The organism is Streptomyces sp. NPDC002643, from assembly GCF_053592555.1.
Map to the genome: position 1 here is coordinate 197,817 of NZ_JBSFVY010000015.1, position 16,484 is coordinate 214,300.

19 protein-coding genes are annotated in these 16,484 nt (G+C 70.4%); all 19 read right to left on the minus strand.

What is annotated here, in order from left to right; genetic code table 11:
- Positions 1-221 precede the first annotated feature (221 nt).
- The 19 genes from ACWD4G_RS23995 to ACWD4G_RS24085 all read right to left on the minus strand — a co-directional run bounded on the left by ACWD4G_RS23995 (position 222) and on the right by ACWD4G_RS24085 (position 16,482).
- Complete coding sequence (locus ACWD4G_RS23995; RefSeq protein WP_451296573.1) at positions 222-2,462, minus strand: hypothetical protein; 2,241 nt, start codon at positions 2,460-2,462, stop codon at positions 222-224.
- Between the two features lie 323 nt (positions 2,463-2,785).
- Complete coding sequence (locus tag ACWD4G_RS24000) at positions 2,786-3,826, minus strand: MSCRAMM family protein (RefSeq protein ID WP_451296575.1); 1,041 nt, start codon at positions 3,824-3,826, stop codon at positions 2,786-2,788.
- Between the two features lie 36 nt (positions 3,827-3,862).
- Positions 3,863-4,378 carry a hypothetical protein gene (locus tag ACWD4G_RS24005; protein ID WP_451296577.1) on the minus strand — a complete coding sequence of 172 codons (516 nt, stop codon included), beginning with the start codon at positions 4,376-4,378 and terminating at the stop codon, positions 3,863-3,865.
- A 37-nt stretch (positions 4,379-4,415) separates the two neighbouring features.
- Entirely contained in the window at positions 4,416-5,282 is an 867-nt protein-coding gene (locus ACWD4G_RS24010) for a DUF317 domain-containing protein (protein WP_451296579.1), read from the minus strand.
- A 33-nt stretch (positions 5,283-5,315) separates the two neighbouring features.
- Positions 5,316-5,948 (minus strand): HAD family hydrolase, encoded by a 633-nt coding sequence (locus ACWD4G_RS24015; protein WP_451296581.1) that lies wholly within the window; start codon positions 5,946-5,948, stop codon positions 5,316-5,318.
- On the minus strand, positions 5,945-7,102 hold the full coding sequence (locus tag ACWD4G_RS24020) for an MFS transporter (protein ID WP_451296583.1): 1,158 nt from the start codon (positions 7,100-7,102) through the stop codon (positions 5,945-5,947). The genes ACWD4G_RS24015 and ACWD4G_RS24020 overlap by 4 nt, the downstream gene beginning before the upstream one ends.
- A complete protein-coding gene (locus ACWD4G_RS24025; RefSeq protein WP_451296670.1) occupies positions 7,099-8,322 on the minus strand; it encodes an ATP-grasp domain-containing protein in 1,224 nt (407 codons plus the stop codon). Before ACWD4G_RS24025 ends, ACWD4G_RS24020 begins: the two co-directional genes overlap by 4 nt.
- A 68-nt stretch (positions 8,323-8,390) precedes the next feature.
- A complete protein-coding gene (locus ACWD4G_RS24030; RefSeq protein ID WP_451296585.1) occupies positions 8,391-9,332 on the minus strand; it encodes a DNA-methyltransferase in 942 nt (313 codons plus the stop codon).
- Positions 9,333-9,461: 129 nt separating this feature from the next.
- Complete coding sequence (locus ACWD4G_RS24035; RefSeq protein WP_451296587.1) at positions 9,462-9,785, minus strand: hypothetical protein; 324 nt, start codon at positions 9,783-9,785, stop codon at positions 9,462-9,464.
- Between the two features lie 32 nt (positions 9,786-9,817).
- Positions 9,818-11,047 carry an MFS transporter gene (locus ACWD4G_RS24040; protein WP_451296589.1) on the minus strand — a complete coding sequence of 410 codons (1,230 nt, stop codon included), beginning with the start codon at positions 11,045-11,047 and terminating at the stop codon, positions 9,818-9,820.
- The gene (locus tag ACWD4G_RS24045; RefSeq protein ID WP_451296591.1) at positions 11,044-11,526 is read right to left on the minus strand and encodes a hypothetical protein; all 483 of its coding nucleotides are present in this window, start codon (positions 11,524-11,526) and stop codon (positions 11,044-11,046) included. The genes ACWD4G_RS24040 and ACWD4G_RS24045 overlap by 4 nt, the downstream gene beginning before the upstream one ends.
- Positions 11,523-12,383: a winged helix-turn-helix transcriptional regulator gene (locus tag ACWD4G_RS24050; RefSeq protein WP_451296593.1), complete on the minus strand. Its 861-nt coding sequence runs from the start codon at positions 12,381-12,383 to the stop codon at positions 11,523-11,525. Before ACWD4G_RS24050 ends, ACWD4G_RS24045 begins: the two co-directional genes overlap by 4 nt.
- A gap of 43 nt (positions 12,384-12,426) precedes the next feature.
- Complete coding sequence (locus ACWD4G_RS24055) at positions 12,427-12,825, minus strand: hypothetical protein (RefSeq protein ID WP_451296595.1); 399 nt, start codon at positions 12,823-12,825, stop codon at positions 12,427-12,429.
- 12 nt (positions 12,826-12,837) lie between these two features.
- Positions 12,838-13,287: a hypothetical protein gene (locus ACWD4G_RS24060; protein ID WP_451296597.1), complete on the minus strand. Its 450-nt coding sequence runs from the start codon at positions 13,285-13,287 to the stop codon at positions 12,838-12,840.
- On the minus strand, positions 13,284-13,739 hold the full coding sequence (locus ACWD4G_RS24065; protein WP_451296599.1) for a hypothetical protein: 456 nt from the start codon (positions 13,737-13,739) through the stop codon (positions 13,284-13,286). The genes ACWD4G_RS24060 and ACWD4G_RS24065 overlap by 4 nt, the downstream gene beginning before the upstream one ends.
- 240 nt (positions 13,740-13,979) lie before the next feature.
- Entirely contained in the window at positions 13,980-14,705 is a 726-nt protein-coding gene (locus ACWD4G_RS24070) for a hypothetical protein (RefSeq protein ID WP_451296601.1), read from the minus strand.
- Between the two features lie 26 nt (positions 14,706-14,731).
- The gene (locus ACWD4G_RS24075) at positions 14,732-15,430 is read right to left on the minus strand and encodes a hypothetical protein (protein ID WP_451296603.1); all 699 of its coding nucleotides are present in this window, start codon (positions 15,428-15,430) and stop codon (positions 14,732-14,734) included.
- Between the two features lie 18 nt (positions 15,431-15,448).
- The gene (locus tag ACWD4G_RS24080; protein ID WP_451296605.1) at positions 15,449-15,928 is read right to left on the minus strand and encodes a hypothetical protein; all 480 of its coding nucleotides are present in this window, start codon (positions 15,926-15,928) and stop codon (positions 15,449-15,451) included.
- Entirely contained in the window at positions 15,925-16,482 is a 558-nt protein-coding gene (locus tag ACWD4G_RS24085; protein ID WP_451296672.1) for a DUF4913 domain-containing protein, read from the minus strand. The genes ACWD4G_RS24080 and ACWD4G_RS24085 overlap by 4 nt, the downstream gene beginning before the upstream one ends.
- Positions 16,483-16,484: the final 2 nt, after the last annotated feature.

Consider the following 16,484-nt stretch of genomic DNA (forward strand, 5'->3'; position numbering starts at 1 on the left):
CTCGAAGTCGCAATCATCCGTATCCCAGCCGACCACCACGTCATCGTCTCCACCCCGCTTCCAGCATGTCGGGCTCCACGAGCGCCAGGGGGCGTCCCTGACCCATACCGCAGCGACTGGTCGAGGCCCCGTCGTGTGTGATCCCCGGTCGTACGGCCTATGGGCCTACGCGAGTCTGGAGGGGCTCCGCACGGAGTGTCCGACGCGTCCAGCCAAGCTGGTCACTCGGGGCGGCCCTGCTGGTCCGGTGGCGGAACAGGCAGCGGCCAGTACTCCGTGTCTCGCTTGCCCTCCAGCACGGCGAGCAGGACGTCCTCAGACAACTGCAGGGCCGGCGCGCAGCGCAGGAGCTGGGAGGGGGTCACGGGAGCACCGTCGAGCCAGGCGGTGACCAGAAGTTCGGGAAGAATGGCTTCCTCGGCGAGCTGGGCGCCGCTCATGCCAAGGTCGCGGAGGCGGTGGCGCAGCAGGCCGGCTGTGGTGAGGTCCCGTGCGAGTTCGCGCAGGCGAGCAGGCAGCACGTCATAGAGCTGGGGATCCAGGGGCGAAGTGGGCTGGCCGCCTCGAAGGAAGTCCATGGCGGTGTGCCCGTAGTTGGCCAGAATGTACTTGGCGCAGTCCTCCAGGAGGGCGACGGCCCACTCGCGTGCCTCGCGGTCCGTGCGGTCGGCGCTCAGGCGCCAGGTGCGGGTGTATCCCTGAAGGCAGAAGTCGGGGTCGACGAGCAGCAGGCCGGTCTTGACGGCCATGGCGCGGGGGTTGAGCGGCCAGATATCGAAGGGCACCACGGTGTCGGTGTCGAAGAGCTGGGTGAGCAGACGGTCCAGGCTTGCGGCCATTGCGATGGCGCAGGGCTCGTCGAAGAAGCGGCGCTGGGCCAGGCCGGTGAAGTGTTCGAATTCGTCGCGGAGCCCGTCGGGCAGCACGATGACCGTGTCCGCCTCGGCGGCCGGGATGGGCGCTTCGGCCAGGGCTGGGGTGCTGGCGAAGAAGGTGTCGGGGTCCGCGTCGGCGAGGCGCGCGCGGTCCTGGTCTGTCAGGGGGCGAGGGGAGCGAGCGCGGATGTTGCCGAAGGGCGCGAACCAGGCGCGGGGGCGCAGGTCTCCCGTGCCGGCTTGTTGGCTTACCGGGTGGTCGGGGTCGGCGGCGATGCCGGCGAGGTTCTGGTCGTAGTGGAGCAGGACGTCTTCGTCCTGCAGGAAGGCTTCCCGCCAGTGATCGAAAGTGCGGTGGCGGACCGTGAACCGGTCGCCAGCCGGCAGGCCCACCTCCTGGGCGTACTCGTCGTCCTCGTCGAGGTAGTCCAGGACCGTTTCGGCCTCGGCGAGGATCAGGTGGAACGCGAGTTCCTCGGCGGTGCAGCTGGGCAGTGGGGCGCGTCCGGAGCGGAGGTCGTCGGCCAGGTTCTCCACGGCGCGCACCATGGCCATGCGCCAGGCGGCGGACTGGCCGTCGCACAGCGGCGGCAGTTGCCGGAGGAAGGAGTCCTCCAGCTCCCAGGCGTCCTCCTCTTCGTCGTCGGGGCGTGCGAAGACTCGGTCGCCGTGGGCGAGCAGGTCGTGCCAGCCCCGCTCGGCCACCATCCCGGCGGCCACCGTCAGCAGTCGCGCAGCCAGGGGGGTCAGGGTGTCCGCCATCGTCCGCAGCCGGGGGCGCAGCGCATCGCTCTGTGCCGCCTGCCATGGGTCGAAGTCCTCGCCCAGGCCCAGCAGGTGCGCTGCCCGCTCGGTGCTAGGCAGCCCCGAGGGTGCAGGGCTCTGTTCGGGGGTGTCGGCCCAGCGCGGGTGGCCTCGCTCGGCGTCGCGGCGGCGGGTGATGCCGTAAGGGGAGAACCAGTAGGCGGGGGCGTCCCAGCCGCCTTCGGCCTCCGGGACCTCGTCGGCCTCCTCGGTGTCGTCCGCTGTCTCCTCGGCGGGGGAAGGTGCTTGGGCCTCGGGAATGGTGTACTTGGCGTCCTCGATGACGAACGCCCAGGCTTCCTCTTCGAAGTATGGTGCCCGGTAGGAGGATTCGTCCGTGTCCGAGGGGATGGGCACGCCGAGCGCGGTCAGTTCCTCGTCGTCGGCGGCGCACATGCGGGGTGCTGCGTCCAGCATGACCGTGAGGGCCCAGGTCTCGGCCTGGCAGCGTGGGAGCGGGGCGCGCCCGGCCGTGAGGTCGTCGGCCAGGTCCCAGAAGGCGCGCGCCACGTCCCGGCGGAAGGTGCGGCCCTGGCCGTCGCACGTCTCGGGCAGCAGGCTCAGTACCGTCGCGGGGGCGTCTTTCTCGCCTTGGTCGAACGGGCGGTCTGCGTAGTGGGCGGCATCGCGGTAGGCGCGGACGGCCAGCATGCGGCCGGCCGCCATCAGCAGTCCGGCTTCGAACGGCCGCAGGTATTCGTCGAGCTCGCCGTGGGGCAGTTCGCCGAAGGACTCCGCCTCTTCGGTGTAAGCGCCGAAGGGGCCGTCTTGCATGGTGGCCATCTGTCGTCCGTCCCGCCATCCGCCCTGAGGTAGTACGGACAGTTTCGCAGCACAAAAGCATGGGCCGCGCCGGTACGGCGGGAGTCCACCCGTACGGGACCGGAGGCGGGCACTTCATCGGATATGGCCACCAACTCTGAGGCTTCAGGCGTTCCCGTCGAACGCAAGCGGCGTTTCGAAGGAACACGCTGCACCAACTCTGAGCTGGGCATACCCACTTCCCATCAAGCCTCAGGCAGGCGTGAAGACGATGGTGCAAGAGCACGGATACGCACCAGGCCCCCGGGACTCGGTCCCAGGGGCCTGGTAGGGGAGAAGGCCGGTCAGTTCGTGTCGGCGTCCTCGTCCTGCTCTGGCTCGGAGCCCGTACGGCGGCGCACGGCGATGACCACGCCGATGCCGCCGGCGAGCAGGAGTCCGGCACCGCCGGTGATCCACGGGGTGGCGTCGGCACCGGTGTGGGCGAGGGAGCCGACCGGAGTCTTCCGTGACGCGGAGTCCGACTCGTCTGCGGACGCGGCAATCATGGAATTGGTGTCTGGTGTGCCGGTGGCCTGCGGAATGGACGTTGACCCGCCAGAAGTGCTCTCGGTCGGACTGTCCGCAGGCGTGGACGGGGTAGGGGTCGGCTTGTCCGTCGGCTTATTGGTGGGCTTGGGCGTGGTGGCGGTCCTGGTGTTGGTGACGGTCACCGTGACCGGGGCGCCGGGTCCGGCGGTGAAGGTCTTCGTCGGCTTTGAAATGCCGTATCCCGCAGGGGCCTTGATCTGCTTGACCCAGAACTCGGCCTTGCGGCTGGACACCGGCAATTCGCCGGCCGCCGTGCCCTTGGGACCGGTGGTGAGGGTCAGCAGGGTCTTGTCACCTGACCCGATGTTCACGGTGGCGCCCGGCAGCAGCTTGCCCGTTGTGCTGTCCTTGGCCTTCAGGAGGACCTGGGCGGGCTTGAACGGGTCGACGATGCTCAGGCGGGCGGTGGCGCCGGGGGCGACGATGACATCCTGATCGGCAACGGTGTCGTGGAGAGGGCTGCCGGAGGCGGTTTCCTTCAGCCGGTAGACGCCGGGGGCAAGATCGGTGAAGGTCAGCTTCCCCTGAGTGTCGGTCTCCCCGCGTCCGGCCTCCCGACCGGTGACGTCGAGCAGGAGGAACGAGGCGCCCTGGACAACGTCCCCGGCCGGGTCCTCCTTGGTGATGGTGACGCTGCCCGTGTCGGACTCGGAGGTCTCGAAGGGAGCAGTCGAGGTGGAAGGCGTTGGCTCGGCCCCCTGGGCGGTCGCTGCTTGTGCCCAAGTGAGTGTGCCGGTCACCGCGGTGGCGACGGCAGCTGATCGGACGGCGCCGCGGACGATACGAGCGTGCACGAGAAACGGGGCTCCTTGGTCGGTATACAGAGGTGGTCAGCGGGTTCGGCTGGGAGCATGGCGAGAGCGGCTCCCACCACGGACGGCCGACGGGGGCAGGACCTTGCCCGCGGTACGTCCCGCAGCGCGGGTCGGCGTGGGCGTCTTCCAGGCGCCGGGGAACCAGACGGCGACGTACTGCTCGATGGCGCTGCGTAGTCCGCCTGTGTGGGCATGTTCCCAGGGCACCCAGTCGGGACGGTCACGGAACTCCTGGAACGTGCCGTATCCCGAGTGCGAAGGGCCGCGGCTCTGGGATGCGTCGCGGTGGTCGAAGGTTTTGTGGTCCTCGAACCGCAGGACCGCGGCGTCGAGTTCGCCTCTGTCCTGGTGGATGGTGGCCAGGCGCAGGCCGTTGTACTCGTCTGCGCGGATGGTCCGGGCGAAGTCGATCCGCAGCCTCAGCGGGCCACCGGGAACGGGGGTCGCGTAGTAGGTGCTGCCGACAACGCCTGCCTCGGTGAACGGGAGGTTCAGGTGCTCCATGAAGAACTCGCGGGCGTACAACGCCAAACGGATGCCTCCGGTCGAACGGTGAGGTGGCAGGTGGTCAACGGCCGGGGCCGAGCAGAGCGGGCCGACTGGTGGTGCTCCAGCGCGGGACGCTGGAAGCAGGAAGGGCGACCGGGCGGCGGGCGGCGGCGCGCTGGACGTCGAGCGGTGTGGGGGCCGACGGCCGGGGCGGGATGACCGGAGTGAGCTGGGCCATGCCCTTGACGTAGCTGTACGTTTCCTCCCGCCAGCGGGGCAGCGGCGCGGAATCGGACACGCATTCGGTGACGGCCTTGATCAGGGCCACGGGGGTGTCGGTGCTTGCGGTGGCGTACCAGGCAGGGCGGTCGATGGACGTGCCGGCCCACAGCTGCCAGCGGGCATCGCGAGTGGTCAGCTCGGCTTCCGGGTCGAGGCGGCCGGTGGTGAACTCCAGCCCCGCGTAGCCGTCGGCCGACTGGATTGCGAAGACGCCCCACCGTGGTTGGTCGATCAGCCAGCCGCGGTTGATGAGCGGTATGACGGCGAGGAACGGGTCGCGGTCCGCGCTGCCCAGCTTCGGCGTCGCGAGGTAGGCGTTGGGGCCCTGTTCGTACGCTTCGGCGAGCGCGGTGGTGAACGCGGTGACGAACTCGGTCGGGCAAGAGTTGTTGAAACAGACGCCCCAGGCCGGCGGGCCGAAGGGATCCGTGTAGGCGTTGATGCGCCACAGGCCGTCGTCCTCGCCTTCGGGCAGGTAGCCGAGGCGGACCTTGCGGTCGGGTGCGTGAACGTAGGCGTTGCCGAGGTCGTCGTGCTCCAGTTCCCAGCCAAGGTCACGGAGCGGCGCGAGGCCGGGGTCGCCGACCACGGTGGCGGCGGCGAGGTAGCGCGGGGAGACGTAGACGTCCCCGTCGATGGTGGAAAGGTCGTCGTGGGGTGGCACGCAGGTCCTGAGAGGTAGGCGTTGGGGAATGGGTCAGCCGGTGTGGGGCAGCAGTGCTGCTTCCAGGGCTGTGGGCTGGCCGGTGTAGTGCAGCGTGCGCAGTCCGAGGCGGGCGGCGGCGCGGCAGTTGTCCGCCCGGTCATCGACGAACAGCACGCGCTGCGAGTCTGCGGCGTCGGTGGCGTCCAGGGCCTGCTGGTAGGCGGCAGGGTCCGGTTTGCACACCTGAAGCCGGGCGGAGTACAGGGCCCGGGTCATCAGTCGGCGGCACCAGTCGTGGGTGTCGAGGACATCGCTGAGCGGGTGCGGGGCGTTGGACAGCAGCACCATCGGCAGCCCGAGTTGGTGGGTGCGCCGTAGGACGGAGACGACGCGGTGGTCCACCGTGGTCCACATGGCGGTGTCGGCGGCGCGCAGTTCGCGCAGCATGCGCGGGCCGGGGTGGTAGCCCAGTACGCGGGCCCAGTACGCCAGGTCGCTGAGCTGGCCGGCGTCGTACGCCTCGCGGGCGTTCCAGAAGGAGTTCTGGAACGAGGTGATGTCGTCGGGCCGGTTGGCGAGGTCGGCGAGGTGACGCCACTGGTCGGCGTCGGGCTGTAGGCCGATGACGCCGTTGTAGTCGAGGATCACAGCGTCGAGGGCGGGGTTCGCGGTGGTGAGGGTCAAGGGGTGGGTTTCTCCAGGGCTCGGTGGGCCAGGGCTGCGACGGCGGCTGCGAGGAGGGTGGGCAGCAGCAGTGCGGTGGACAGGGTGGTGACGGTGGCAAGGGCGCCGATGAGGGCGGGTCCGGCGAGAAGGCCGAGGTAGCCGGTGACGGCGACGGTGGCCACGGCTCGTGGGCCGCCGGCTCCGGCAGCCGTGATCAGGCAGGGAACGGTGATGGATAGGCCGAGCCCGAACAGGGCCCAGCCGGCCAAGGCCAGCGGGGTGCTGGAGGTGACGGCGCCGGTGGCAAGCCCGGCCGTGGCAAGGAGTGCGCCGGTCCGTACGACAGCGGGGGCTCCGAAGGTTGCGGTGAGCCGGTCTCCGGTGAGTCGTCCGGTGGCCATGGCCGCGCTGTAGAGGGCGAACGCGGCTGCGCTCACGGCCGTAGAGGCATCCAGGCTGTGCAGGTGAATGGCGGCCCAGTCGGCTGCCGCTCCCTCCCCCAGCAGGCACGACGCGGCCAGCGCGCCCAGCAGCCACAGCTTCCCGCAGGAGAGTGCCGACCGCGCCTCGCTCTGCCCAGGGCCGGCGGGTGCGGCTGCCTGATCCGCACCAGTCAGGGAGCGGGTTGCGGGGGCGGCGGCGAGCGCGACGCCGGTGAGCATCAGGCCGGTGGCGAGGAAGAGGGTGCCGTGCGCGGCGCGGGCGGTGACGACGGCCAGGGCGGCTCCCGTGAGGGCGCCGATGGAGTAGGCAGCGTGGAGGGAGGACATGATGGGTCTGCCAGCGGCGTTCTGGCAGCGCACCGCCGCGGAGTTGACGGCCACGTCCAGCACACCGTGCGCGATACCGAACGCAAGGGCGGCGGTGAGCAGGGATGGCATGCTGTCGCACTGGCCTAGGAGGACGAGGCATACGGCAAGGCCCACGGCGCCCGACGTGAGCAGGGTAGGAAGGCGCGCTGGCTGGGCGAGACGGCCTCCGGCCTGCAGTCCTGCGACCATGCCGAGCGCGGCGGCCAGCAGCACCAGCGCCAGGTGTGCGGTGCTCAGGTGGGCGGCCTGCTGAACGGCCGGCATCCTGGCGCCCCAGATGGCCATCACCACGCCGAGGCCGAAGAAGTAGCCGGTCAGCAGGCCACGGCTGCGGCGGACCGCGATGGGTGCCGTCTTCATGCGAGCAGATCCGCCCCCGTGCCCTGGCCGGCCTGGTGGGGCGCCACGTCAAAGGTGAGGGCGCGCAGCGCCTCCTGGCCGCGGTGCCGGGCGTCTTCGGCGCAGGCGCCTGTGGTGATCAGGAAGCCGATCCGGGCGGAGAACATGTCTCCCTCGGGCGGCCGCAGCAGCCGGTCGCCGACGCTGTGCTGGAAGGAGATCTGCTCCAGCCACGGCGGCCGGGGACCGTTGAAGCGGAGGGCTGTGAGGGTGCCGGAGGTCTCGGGGTAGATCAGGTGGATCGCGGCGGCCGAGCTCCGGGTGGGGGTGAGGTCGGGGGTGCGGTCGCAGGCGATGTCGGCCGCCGCACGGGGCAGGTCAATGCCGGTGGCGAGGCGCACCAGGTATCCGATCATGTCCCCGGCTATGCGACCGTTGACCTCGATGAGCCGGGGCCGGCCGTGCACCAGGCGCATTTCGACGTGGCTGACGCCGTCGGAGATGCCGAGCGCGCCGATCGCGGCCCGCGCCGCCGGGGCGACCACGTCGATCAGCGGGTCGGACGCGTCGACCGAGTGGGAGAGTTCTTCGAAGAACGGGGGTGCGCTGATGGTCTTGCGGGTGACCGCGACCACGGTGGTCTCGCCCCGGTAGGTGACGCATTCGACCGAGACCTCGGGTCCGTCGAGGTACTCCTCGACCAGCACGCTCGTGCTCTCCGTCCCCAGCCCGGCGGCCCGGGCGGCGAAGTCGTAGGCGGCGGCGACCTGTTCGGGGCCGTCAACACGGATCACGCCCATGCTCGCCGCGTGCGCGGCGGGCTTCAGAACAACCGGGTAGCCGATCCGCTCTGCCGCGGCCTCCGCCTCCTGGCGGGTGCGCACGCTCACCGATGCTGTGGAGGGGACACCGTGGCGGGCGAACAGGCTCCTCGTGGTGGCCTTGTTGCGGCATGCCTGCATCACCTCGGGCACCGTGGTGGGCAGGCCGAGCTGGCGTGCGAGGCGGGCGACCGGGACGAGGTACCACTCGGTCCAGGTGAACACACCGGCCAGGTCGTAGCGGTCGGCCAGGGCCCGGCCGGCGGCGGACAGCGCCGCCTGGTCGGTGGGGTCGGGCACGACCACGCAGTCCCGGATGAACGGCACTTCCCACGAGGGTTCATCGCTGGTGATCAGGACGACGTCGTAGGCGGCGGCCACGGGCTCAAGGCAGTAGCGGCGATACGCCTCGGCTTCCATGTCGGCAGCGGCCACGACCAGGACGACAGGAGAACCCGGGGAATTGTCGGGCGCGGAAATTGGGTGGTTCATCGTGCGGCTCCGTCATCGGCTAGCGATGATTTGAGGGCGAGGCGGTCAATGGTCAGCTGGTGATACTCGGGATTCAGGTCGATGCCGACGTACCGTCGGCCAAGCTGCCGGGCCGCCAGTCCGGTGGTTCCTGCACCGCTGAACGGGTCGAGCACAGTTCCGTTTGGCTTGCAACCGGCGGTGATACAGCGCAGTGGAAGGTCGACCGGGAAGACTGCGAAGTGAGCTTTGGGGTAAGGCTTGGTGGCGATCGACCAGACGTCACCCGGGTTCTTCCCCTTCTCGCCGGAGGGGCGAGACTTCACATTCAGGGTCTGGCCAGGGGCCTTGTAGCCACTTCGCGTGGTGTATGAGCGGAGCGTGCTGGGTGCGTGCGGTTGACGAATGGCGTCAAGGTCGAACCAGTAACGCGGTTGCTTGACGAAGAGGAAAAGGTACTCATGGCGCGTGGAAAGCCGGTCAGTCACCGACTCGGGCATCGCGTTGGATTTCGACCAAATGATCGCGTTACGGAGGATCCAGCCATCGTCTTGCAGTGCGAATGCCACCCGCCACGGAATGCCAAATAGATTCTTCGGAGGTACGGTGCGCGGTCCGGGGCGGCCTTCTGCGTCAAAGGTGCGGCCCTTACCCTGGCCGTGGCCGTGTTGGCCTGCCAAGCTGCGTGGGGAGGCGTAACTGTCACCAAGGTTGAGCCAAAACGTCCCGTCGTCCGTCAGGACTCGACGTGCCTCTGCGAAAACTTGACGCAGGCTTTCCGCATAGGCGACAGGGGTGCGCTCCAGACCGTACTGGCCAGGCATGCCGTAGTCACGAAGGCCGTAGTACGGCGGTGAGGTGACGATGCAGTCGACGGACCGGTCCGGCATCTCGCGGAGGGCATCGAGGGCATCGCCCAAAAGGAGTGTGACCGTGTCGTCCTGATAGAAGGAGGTCATGTCGCCGCCCCGCGACGACCGTGGCGCTTGGGGGTATTCCGCATGATCTGATAGCGCGGTTTACCAGTACGGTCGGACAAGAAGGCTCCTCGGAGGATCTGGTGGCGGATGGGGTGTGCTGGCCGTTGGTCACGCGCTGCGCCGCCGGCGGACCTCGATGGCGCAGGCCCACTCCGGGTGCGCGGCGAGCAACCGCCGCGCGTAGAGCGCGGTGTAGTTGTTGTTGAGGCCCTTCACACCGTGGGGATGGCGCCAGCGCAGCGCCTCGAACAGCGCCTTCATGCCGACCCGCGTCGCGCCGGTCGCGAGACGCTGGACGACAAGCTGCTCCAGAGCCCGGTACACCCAGGGGTGGCCGGCATCGAAGGCGTGGAACTGCTGGGTGATCGACGGCCGAACACCCTGGTGCGTGAGATCGAGGCCGGGCAGTCCGGTCTGCGTGATGGTGGACATGAGCGGCGAAGGCTCCTTTCGTACCGGGAGGGTCAGGCCGGCGATGTGGGCAGAGCGGGGAGGGTGCGAAGGCGGGCGAAGGCGACCGCGAAGCCGAGGGCCTGGCCGGCGGCGGCGACGGTGATGGCGTGCCCGAGCTGGGCGGGTGGCACGGCCGCGACGAGCAGACCGGCGGCGGGGAAGGGCAGCAGGAGCAGCAGGACCGTCACGGCGAGGGTGCTGGCGAACACCTCGGGCGGGATCAGGCGGCAGCGCAGGGTACGAAAGACGACCGTGAGGCTCCCCTCACCGGCCATCACGACGGCAATCAGCACCACATAGCCGCGGTAGGTGTCGGCCTGGGCGACGGCGAACGTCGCTGCGGCTGCGACCGTGGCGGCCACGGCGCCGACCGGCCACAGGCCCCAGCGGTCGATCGCGCGGCGGGATGCGGTGATGGCGAGCAGGGAGGCGACGGCTGCGGCGGACCAGATGACTCCGGCATCCGCGCTGGAGTGGTCCAGTTCGGTGACGATGACGACCGGGACGGCGGCCTGCAGGAGTGCCATGGCTCCGTTGGAGACGACCAGGCCGCCCACCAGCCATGCGAGGGCCGGCAGTGAACGCAGCGTTGCCCATCCCGCTCGCAGCCCCCGCTTCGCGGAGGCCACGCCGAGCGGAGCAGCGGTGCGTACGCGGGGGCCGAGGGCGGCTGCGAGGAGGGACAGGCTCGCGAGCGTGCCGAGCATGGCGGCCGGTCCGCCGTGCTGCAGCAACAGGCCGGAGATTGCAGGCCCGGCCAGCGTGGCGGTCTGGTCGATCCCCAGCAGCACGGACTGCACCCGGTGCGCCCTGTCGCCGGCCTTCCGGCTGGCCTGACTGCCAGCGGTTTCAGCCGCTACGAAACTGAACTCGGTGAGTACGCCGGTCGAGGCGGCGAGCAGCATCACTGTGACCGTCGCAGCCAGCGTTCGGGCGTCAAGGACGGCGAGAACGACGGCGGCGGCGAGCACGGCCACGGCCCGCGCGAGGCAGGCGGCACGGAAGACGCGGGCCGTGCCGTAGCGGTCGACGAGGGTGCCGGCCACGGTGAACGCCCCGATCCTCGGAAGCCACTCCAGCGCGAAAGCCAGCCCGGTCAGGGCCGCGGATCCGGTGGTGGCCAGGACGAGCAGGGGTATGCCGTAGGTGGTCATCGCGAACGCGGCGGCATCCGCCCCGCGCGGCAGATAGATCCTGCGCCTAAGGCCGGCGGTGGAACGCTCCCCGGCGTCCGGCGTCATGCGGCGACGCCGTGGTCGCCGCGCATCTGCTGGGTTTGGTGCGTGTAGACCCATTCGGCCAGCAGCCGGTGGATACGGCCGAGTTCGGCGTCGGCCTCACCCTCCCTGGGGCGAGGATCCGCGGACGCCTCGCTCAGCAGGGCGTAGGTGTGGCGGATCCGTCCGGCGAAGTCGCAGACCGGTGCCGGGTAGTTGTGGCGTCGGGCCCAGCGGGCGGTCGCGTCGTAGAGGTCGGCGAGGGCCCCTCCGGCTGGGGTGAGCCCAAGACCCGGATGCGAACGGTCGAGGAGGCCGAGCGCGTCCGCCTGCTCGGTTGCCCGCCGGATCTGGTCCCTGGTGAGGTCCGTGAGGGTGCATGCCAGCGTGCGGGGCGGGATGGCCCCGTGGTCGTCGATCTCGCTGATCAGGCGAATCAGGCCGGGCGAGGACAGCGCCGTGCACGCGGCCCGGAACTGCTGGGGAGAGAGGGCGGGCATCATCGGCGAACCCCTCCGGCCAGCGGGGCGGGTATCGGGCGGGCCGCAGGTGTGTGGGAGAACAAGTCGCTGTTCTGCCAGGCCGGGCGATGGGCGGGCTGGGTCTGCACAGCGGGTGCCGGTCGGGCGGATGGGACCGGAATCCGGGGCTGATAGCTGACCCACGCGCTAGCATCTGTCGCGGTGTTGGGCGCCGGTCGGCCCCAGAGCGGGTGCCTTGGCGCATGCTCGACCGGTCGTCCGGCGGCCCACATGGACAGCGCGCCGAAGACGTGACCGAGTCCGGCGCCGCCCGGTGAGAGGCGGTAGGGCTGGCTCTTGCCCGCGGTCATCACCAGGCCGTCGTCGATGAGCTGGCGCAGCGGCGGGTAGATGCTGGTCCAGTAGCCGTCGGGGATGACGAGGCGGGCCAGGGCCCGGGCGCTCGCCTCCTGGCGCGCCTTGAGTACCCACAGGATCGCCGGGGCTTGTCGGCGGGCGAGGAGGGTGAGGCTGTCCTCGATCTGCTCGATCGCGGACAACGGCTGCTCCGGCTGTTCCAGATGCTCCTCGGCCCAGGCGGCGATCGCCGCCAGCGCCGGCAGGAGCTGTCGGCCGCGCTGGGTGAGGCTGTAGGTGACGTGGTGGGCGGAGTGCTCGGTGCGCTCGGCCAGGCCGGCGTCGCACAGCGAGCGGATCTTGGGGTGAAGCTGACCGCTGTGGAGGTAGGGCAGTCTGGTCGCGATCTGTGTGTAGCGCTGCGGCGGCTCGTTCAGGGCCAGCAGGATCCGCACGTTCCAGCGCGGGGTGATCATGTGGAGGGCTTCGGTGACCCGGGCGATGTCGGCATCGGCGGCGGGTGGCAGACCGGTGGTGGCCAAAGGGGGGAACTCCTGGGTGCGGACGGGCAGGGGCCCAATCGGGTCAGCGGCTCGGGACGGCGCGGGCTGCCGGTACGGGCGGAGCAGGAACGGCGGCAGGCGGTTCCGGAGTGTCAGTGCGGCCGAGGCTCTGCAGGACCGCTTGAGTAGTGGCGGCCTGGGTGTCGCGGACGGCCACGGCTTCGGCGAGACGGCGGGCGCAGTCGAGGATGTGCGACACCTCGAAGGTGCCGATCTGCCGTTCGGGGTGGACGAGTTGCTCAAGCCGCTCGCGGTGGACGGTGATGCTCCGCTCGGCGAAGTCGAGCGTGTGGTGGCCGCCAAGGAGGGCGGCGAGCATGCCGGGCGGCTGTTCCTGGGCGTGGGCTTCGAGGTCGCTCAGCGAAGCGCCGTACAACTCCTCGATCCGTGCGGCGATCTGGACGGACGTGAGGTGGGGCAAGCGGCGGGGCTTTCACGGTCGGCGCTCCCCGGCCGCCCCAGCACGCTGGGGTGCCGGGGCGGCGCTGGCAGGGGGCAGGGTGGTGGTGATCGTCTGCTGGGGCATGCGGACCGGGCGGGTCCGCCGGCCGGGCGGCGACATGGTGCGCAGCAGGTCGACGAGGGCCGTGCGGTAGCCGTCGCGGGCGCTGAGCGCCGCCTCCAGCCACTGCGCGTCCATCCGCAACTGGTCCGCGGACAGCTCGTCCAGGTCACGCTCGGGGGTCATCGCTTCGTGCACGCGTTCGCAAATCCGGGTGACCTGTTCCTCGGCCAAGGCCAGGAACGAGCGCATTTCAAGCGCCCGGGTCAGCGCGGTGGAGGCGTCCGGACCGGCGGCCGTCTCGTACAGCTCGGCGATGGGGGCGCCGAAGACCACCCGGAACCGGCCGTCCAGGGTGCAGGGCTTGTCGCTGACGCTCACCGCAGGACTCCTCTACCGGTTGCCTGCGCCGTCATCGGCCGGGCAACCGGCGTGCTGGTGGGCACGGCCGGGTCTCGGCGGATCCTGCGGCCCAGGCGTTCGGCGGCTAGGTCCTTCTTCCCGGGAGCGTGGGGGTCGAGGAGCCACCGCACGACCAAGGCCCGCCCGTCACGGGCGGTCACGGCCGCATTGACGCGGTGAGCGAGGTCCATCGTCGGGCCGTCGAGCTCACTGGGCGGGGTCTCCAGAACTGCGAGAAGGTCGTCCTCGGCACGCCTGAGCACCGCCTGGGACTCGGTGAGGAGCCCGTGCCACTTGACGATGTCGGTGGCTTCGGGGTTCGCGTCCGGCGCCGCAGCCACTGCGGCGGCCAGTTCGTCCATGCTCATCTCGAAGCGGCGCTCGATCTGTTCCGTGAGCACGCTCACGACATCCTCAATGCCATCGGACATTGGGGAACTCCTTTCCAGGGCATGGGAATTGCTGGTATGCCGGCGGAGGAGAGCAGCAAGAGAGGACGGCTATTCGGATGGAGGGCATGCGGAAGTAACCTCCGTACAGGGAATGGGCATTCTGAGGTAGTGCCGGACTGGGCTTTCGCTCCGCTGGCGGTTTAAGAGTCCATGGATTCGCCGGTTTGGCTAACCGGCGATCGTCGGCTATGTTTCGCCCCCACTCAGCGGATTTGAGGGTCAGCGGTTTCGGCCGGGCGGGCGCTGCGCAGGGGGTGCCGGCGCCGCACCCAAGGGCCCGGTGGAGCGGGCCGTGAGCCGGATGGGTGGCAATGGCGCGGTCTCTCCGCCCAGGCGGTTGCCGCACCACTGGAGGGCTTCGGCGACGGTGGCGAAGCCGCCCTCGCGCAGGGTGTGGGTCCCCGCGTCGGTGTCCGCTTCCTCGTGCAGCACACGGAACGGCGCGGAACTGCGCTCATCGAGGGCGCGAAGGACCACGACGGTGGTCACGTCGTCGTCGGGGTCGTCCCGGGTGTAGCTGTGCAGGAGAGCGAAGTGATCCCCGTCGCCCATGAGCCGCTGTTCCAGCGCGCGGGTCGTCTCATCCGCAGGCGCGGTTCCCATGCCGGGCATGAGGCCGATGGCATCTGGGAGGCAGCCCCGGTGAATGAGCCAGGACTGCGCCATCGCGGGCAGGGGCAGTTGCGCGTGCTCGAAGCGGAAGGTTCGTCGCTCCGTCTCCCGCTGCAGGTGCAGGGCGACGATCTGCGGTTCACCGGGGATGCCCCAGGTGACGGCGCCGTTGTGCAGGACGTAGTAGCTCTGCGACCCGTCGGGGGTGTGGTGCTCGGCGAGTGCGGTGAGCATGTCCTGATCGATCTCGATCGCGTGCCAGAACGCCTCCTCGGTCCGCTCGTCGGCGGCCTCGAAGCCGTCCAGCAGAAAGTCCAGTTCGGGCGGGGGCATAGGCTCTTTCGATAGGTGAGTGGGGGTCAGCGGCGGCGCCCGGAGGAGGTCGGCCAGGCCCCGGGCCGGGCACTGGCCGGGGCGGCCGTCGGGGTCGGGCGGGGGCTGTCGGCCAGTGCAGCGCGGGCGGCGTCGGTCAAGGCGACCGGCTGCCCGGCGTGGACCGGATGGCTGGTGTCACGGGAGACCAGCCCGGCCGCTTCGAGCCGCTGCAGGTGGGTGTACGGGATCCGGGTGCCGGAGGCGGTGACCACGGACATCCGGCCGGACAGGAGATGCTCATGCAGCTTGGCGCCCCCGGCGATGGCCAGCAGCGCCGCCCGGTCGGCTACCGGAAGCGGTTCGCGACCATCCGGCTCAGTGGTGCGTGCGGCGGTCTCGATCGGCTCCAGGGCGGCGATCACGCGGGCCGCAGCAGCGTCGCGTTCACCAGCGGCCTCCTCCATCTGATGCACTGTGCGGCCGATCCGAGCGAGCAGGGCGGAGTCGACGGGGAACTCGCCGTTGGTGAGCCGGTTCAGGAGTTGTCGGTGGAAGGTCACGCTGGTCTCGGCCTTGGCCAGCTCGCGGTGCCGGTCGGCCAGGCGTGCGTGCGGCTCGTCGAGGACGCCTCGGTCGCGATAGGCCCACAGGGTGTCTATGTCGCGGCCGGTCGCGGCCTCAACGCGGCGGTCGAGTGCGGAGATGGCGCGCCGGGCTGTTCCCGGCGCGGGATCAGGGGGCATAGGCGGGTGTTCCTGGTGTCAGCGGGCGCGGTGCGGGGAGGAGGCGCGGGCCGGGTGGGGCAGGCCGGGCATCGCGGAGGGCAGCGGTCCCGGCTTCGGCACGGGCCCGCGAGCGGTGAGCTGCGGGGAGCGGGAGCGGGCGGCGTGGGTGCGGGCGCTCAGGGGCCTGCGGGCCATGCCCAGGCGTTGCCCGACGGTGTCGTAGACGTCGTTGCCCGCCCGTGGCCGGACGGCCACGACGTGGATGTCGTTGCGGTGCACGGACGTGGGCGGTGCGGGGCGCACGGCGTAGACGACCCGCCACTCCTTACGGGAATCCACGAACAGCTTGCGGTAGCCCTCCAGGTCACCGGTCAGTTTGATCCCGAACCGCTCGGCGTTCACCACGTCCTGCAGGTACGCGAGCGTCAGGTCGCGGATGTCGCCGGGGGCCTGGAGAAGGTCGGTCAGGGCCCGGGGATCGAAGCTGAGGCCGAAAGCCGGCTGCCCCGCGCTCATGACGTCGACTCGTCCGTCTCACCGAAGCCGGGTGTCCCCGTCTCGGCCGTGTCCGTCTTCTCCGTGCGGGCCGAGGGCGGCGGGCCGGGCAGGACCCGATGTGCGGGCCGCTCCGGAGAGGTCATGCACGCCGACAGCGGACCACCGGGCGCCCGGACCGCCGCGATGGCTTGGGTGAGGAAGTCCCGGTGCCATACGAACAGCCCGGTCAGGCCGGCTTCAGGGTCCTTGTGCTGCTGGTAGGCGAGCCAGAGCGCGTGGAGCCAGGCCACGACGTCGTCGTGCTCCTGCCACTGCAGGCACCAGGGCGCCGCCGTCGTGACCTCGGCCCCGTACACCGGCATCAGGAAGTCGTCGACCCAGTCGCTCAGGGCGTCCAGTTCGTCCTCGTACTCCTCGCCCTCCAGCTCCGCAATCGGACGCGGCTCGGGCGAAACGGACGGAACGGGTCCACCGAACACCGGCATGCCGAACGCGGCGAACGGTGACGGACCTGGAATCGGCCCGGTGGCGAGGTGGTCGAGCTGCTGGGCCTGCTGGGCGGACTGCTCCATCA

Bases quoted from the DNA above. Each gene is read 5' to 3' on its own strand.
- ACWD4G_RS23995 (WP_451296573.1), bottom strand. From the start codon at position 2,462: ATGGCCACCATGCAAGACGGCCCCTTCGGCGCTTACACCGAAGAGGCG.
- ACWD4G_RS24020 (WP_451296583.1), bottom strand. From the start codon at position 7,102: ATGAAGACGGCACCCATCGCGGTCCGCCGCAGCCGTGGCCTGCTGACC.
- ACWD4G_RS24025 (WP_451296670.1), bottom strand. From the start codon at position 8,322: ATGGAAGCCGAGGCGTATCGCCGCTACTGCCTTGAGCCCGTGGCCGCC.
- ACWD4G_RS24030 (WP_451296585.1), bottom strand. From the start codon at position 9,332: ATGACCTCCTTCTATCAGGACGACACGGTCACACTCCTTTTGGGCGAT.
- ACWD4G_RS24035 (WP_451296587.1), bottom strand. From the start codon at position 9,785: ATGTCCACCATCACGCAGACCGGACTGCCCGGCCTCGATCTCACGCAC.
- ACWD4G_RS24040 (WP_451296589.1), bottom strand. From the start codon at position 11,047: ATGACGCCGGACGCCGGGGAGCGTTCCACCGCCGGCCTTAGGCGCAGG.
- ACWD4G_RS24045 (WP_451296591.1), bottom strand. From the start codon at position 11,526: ATGATGCCCGCCCTCTCTCCCCAGCAGTTCCGGGCCGCGTGCACGGCG.
- ACWD4G_RS24065 (WP_451296599.1), bottom strand. From the start codon at position 13,739: ATGTCCGATGGCATTGAGGATGTCGTGAGCGTGCTCACGGAACAGATC.
- ACWD4G_RS24070 (WP_451296601.1), bottom strand. From the start codon at position 14,705: ATGCCCCCGCCCGAACTGGACTTTCTGCTGGACGGCTTCGAGGCCGCC.
- ACWD4G_RS24075 (WP_451296603.1), bottom strand. From the start codon at position 15,430: ATGCCCCCTGATCCCGCGCCGGGAACAGCCCGGCGCGCCATCTCCGCA.
- ACWD4G_RS24080 (WP_451296605.1), bottom strand. From the start codon at position 15,928: ATGAGCGCGGGGCAGCCGGCTTTCGGCCTCAGCTTCGATCCCCGGGCC.
- ACWD4G_RS24085 (WP_451296672.1), bottom strand. From the start codon at position 16,482: ATGGAGCAGTCCGCCCAGCAGGCCCAGCAGCTCGACCACCTCGCCACC.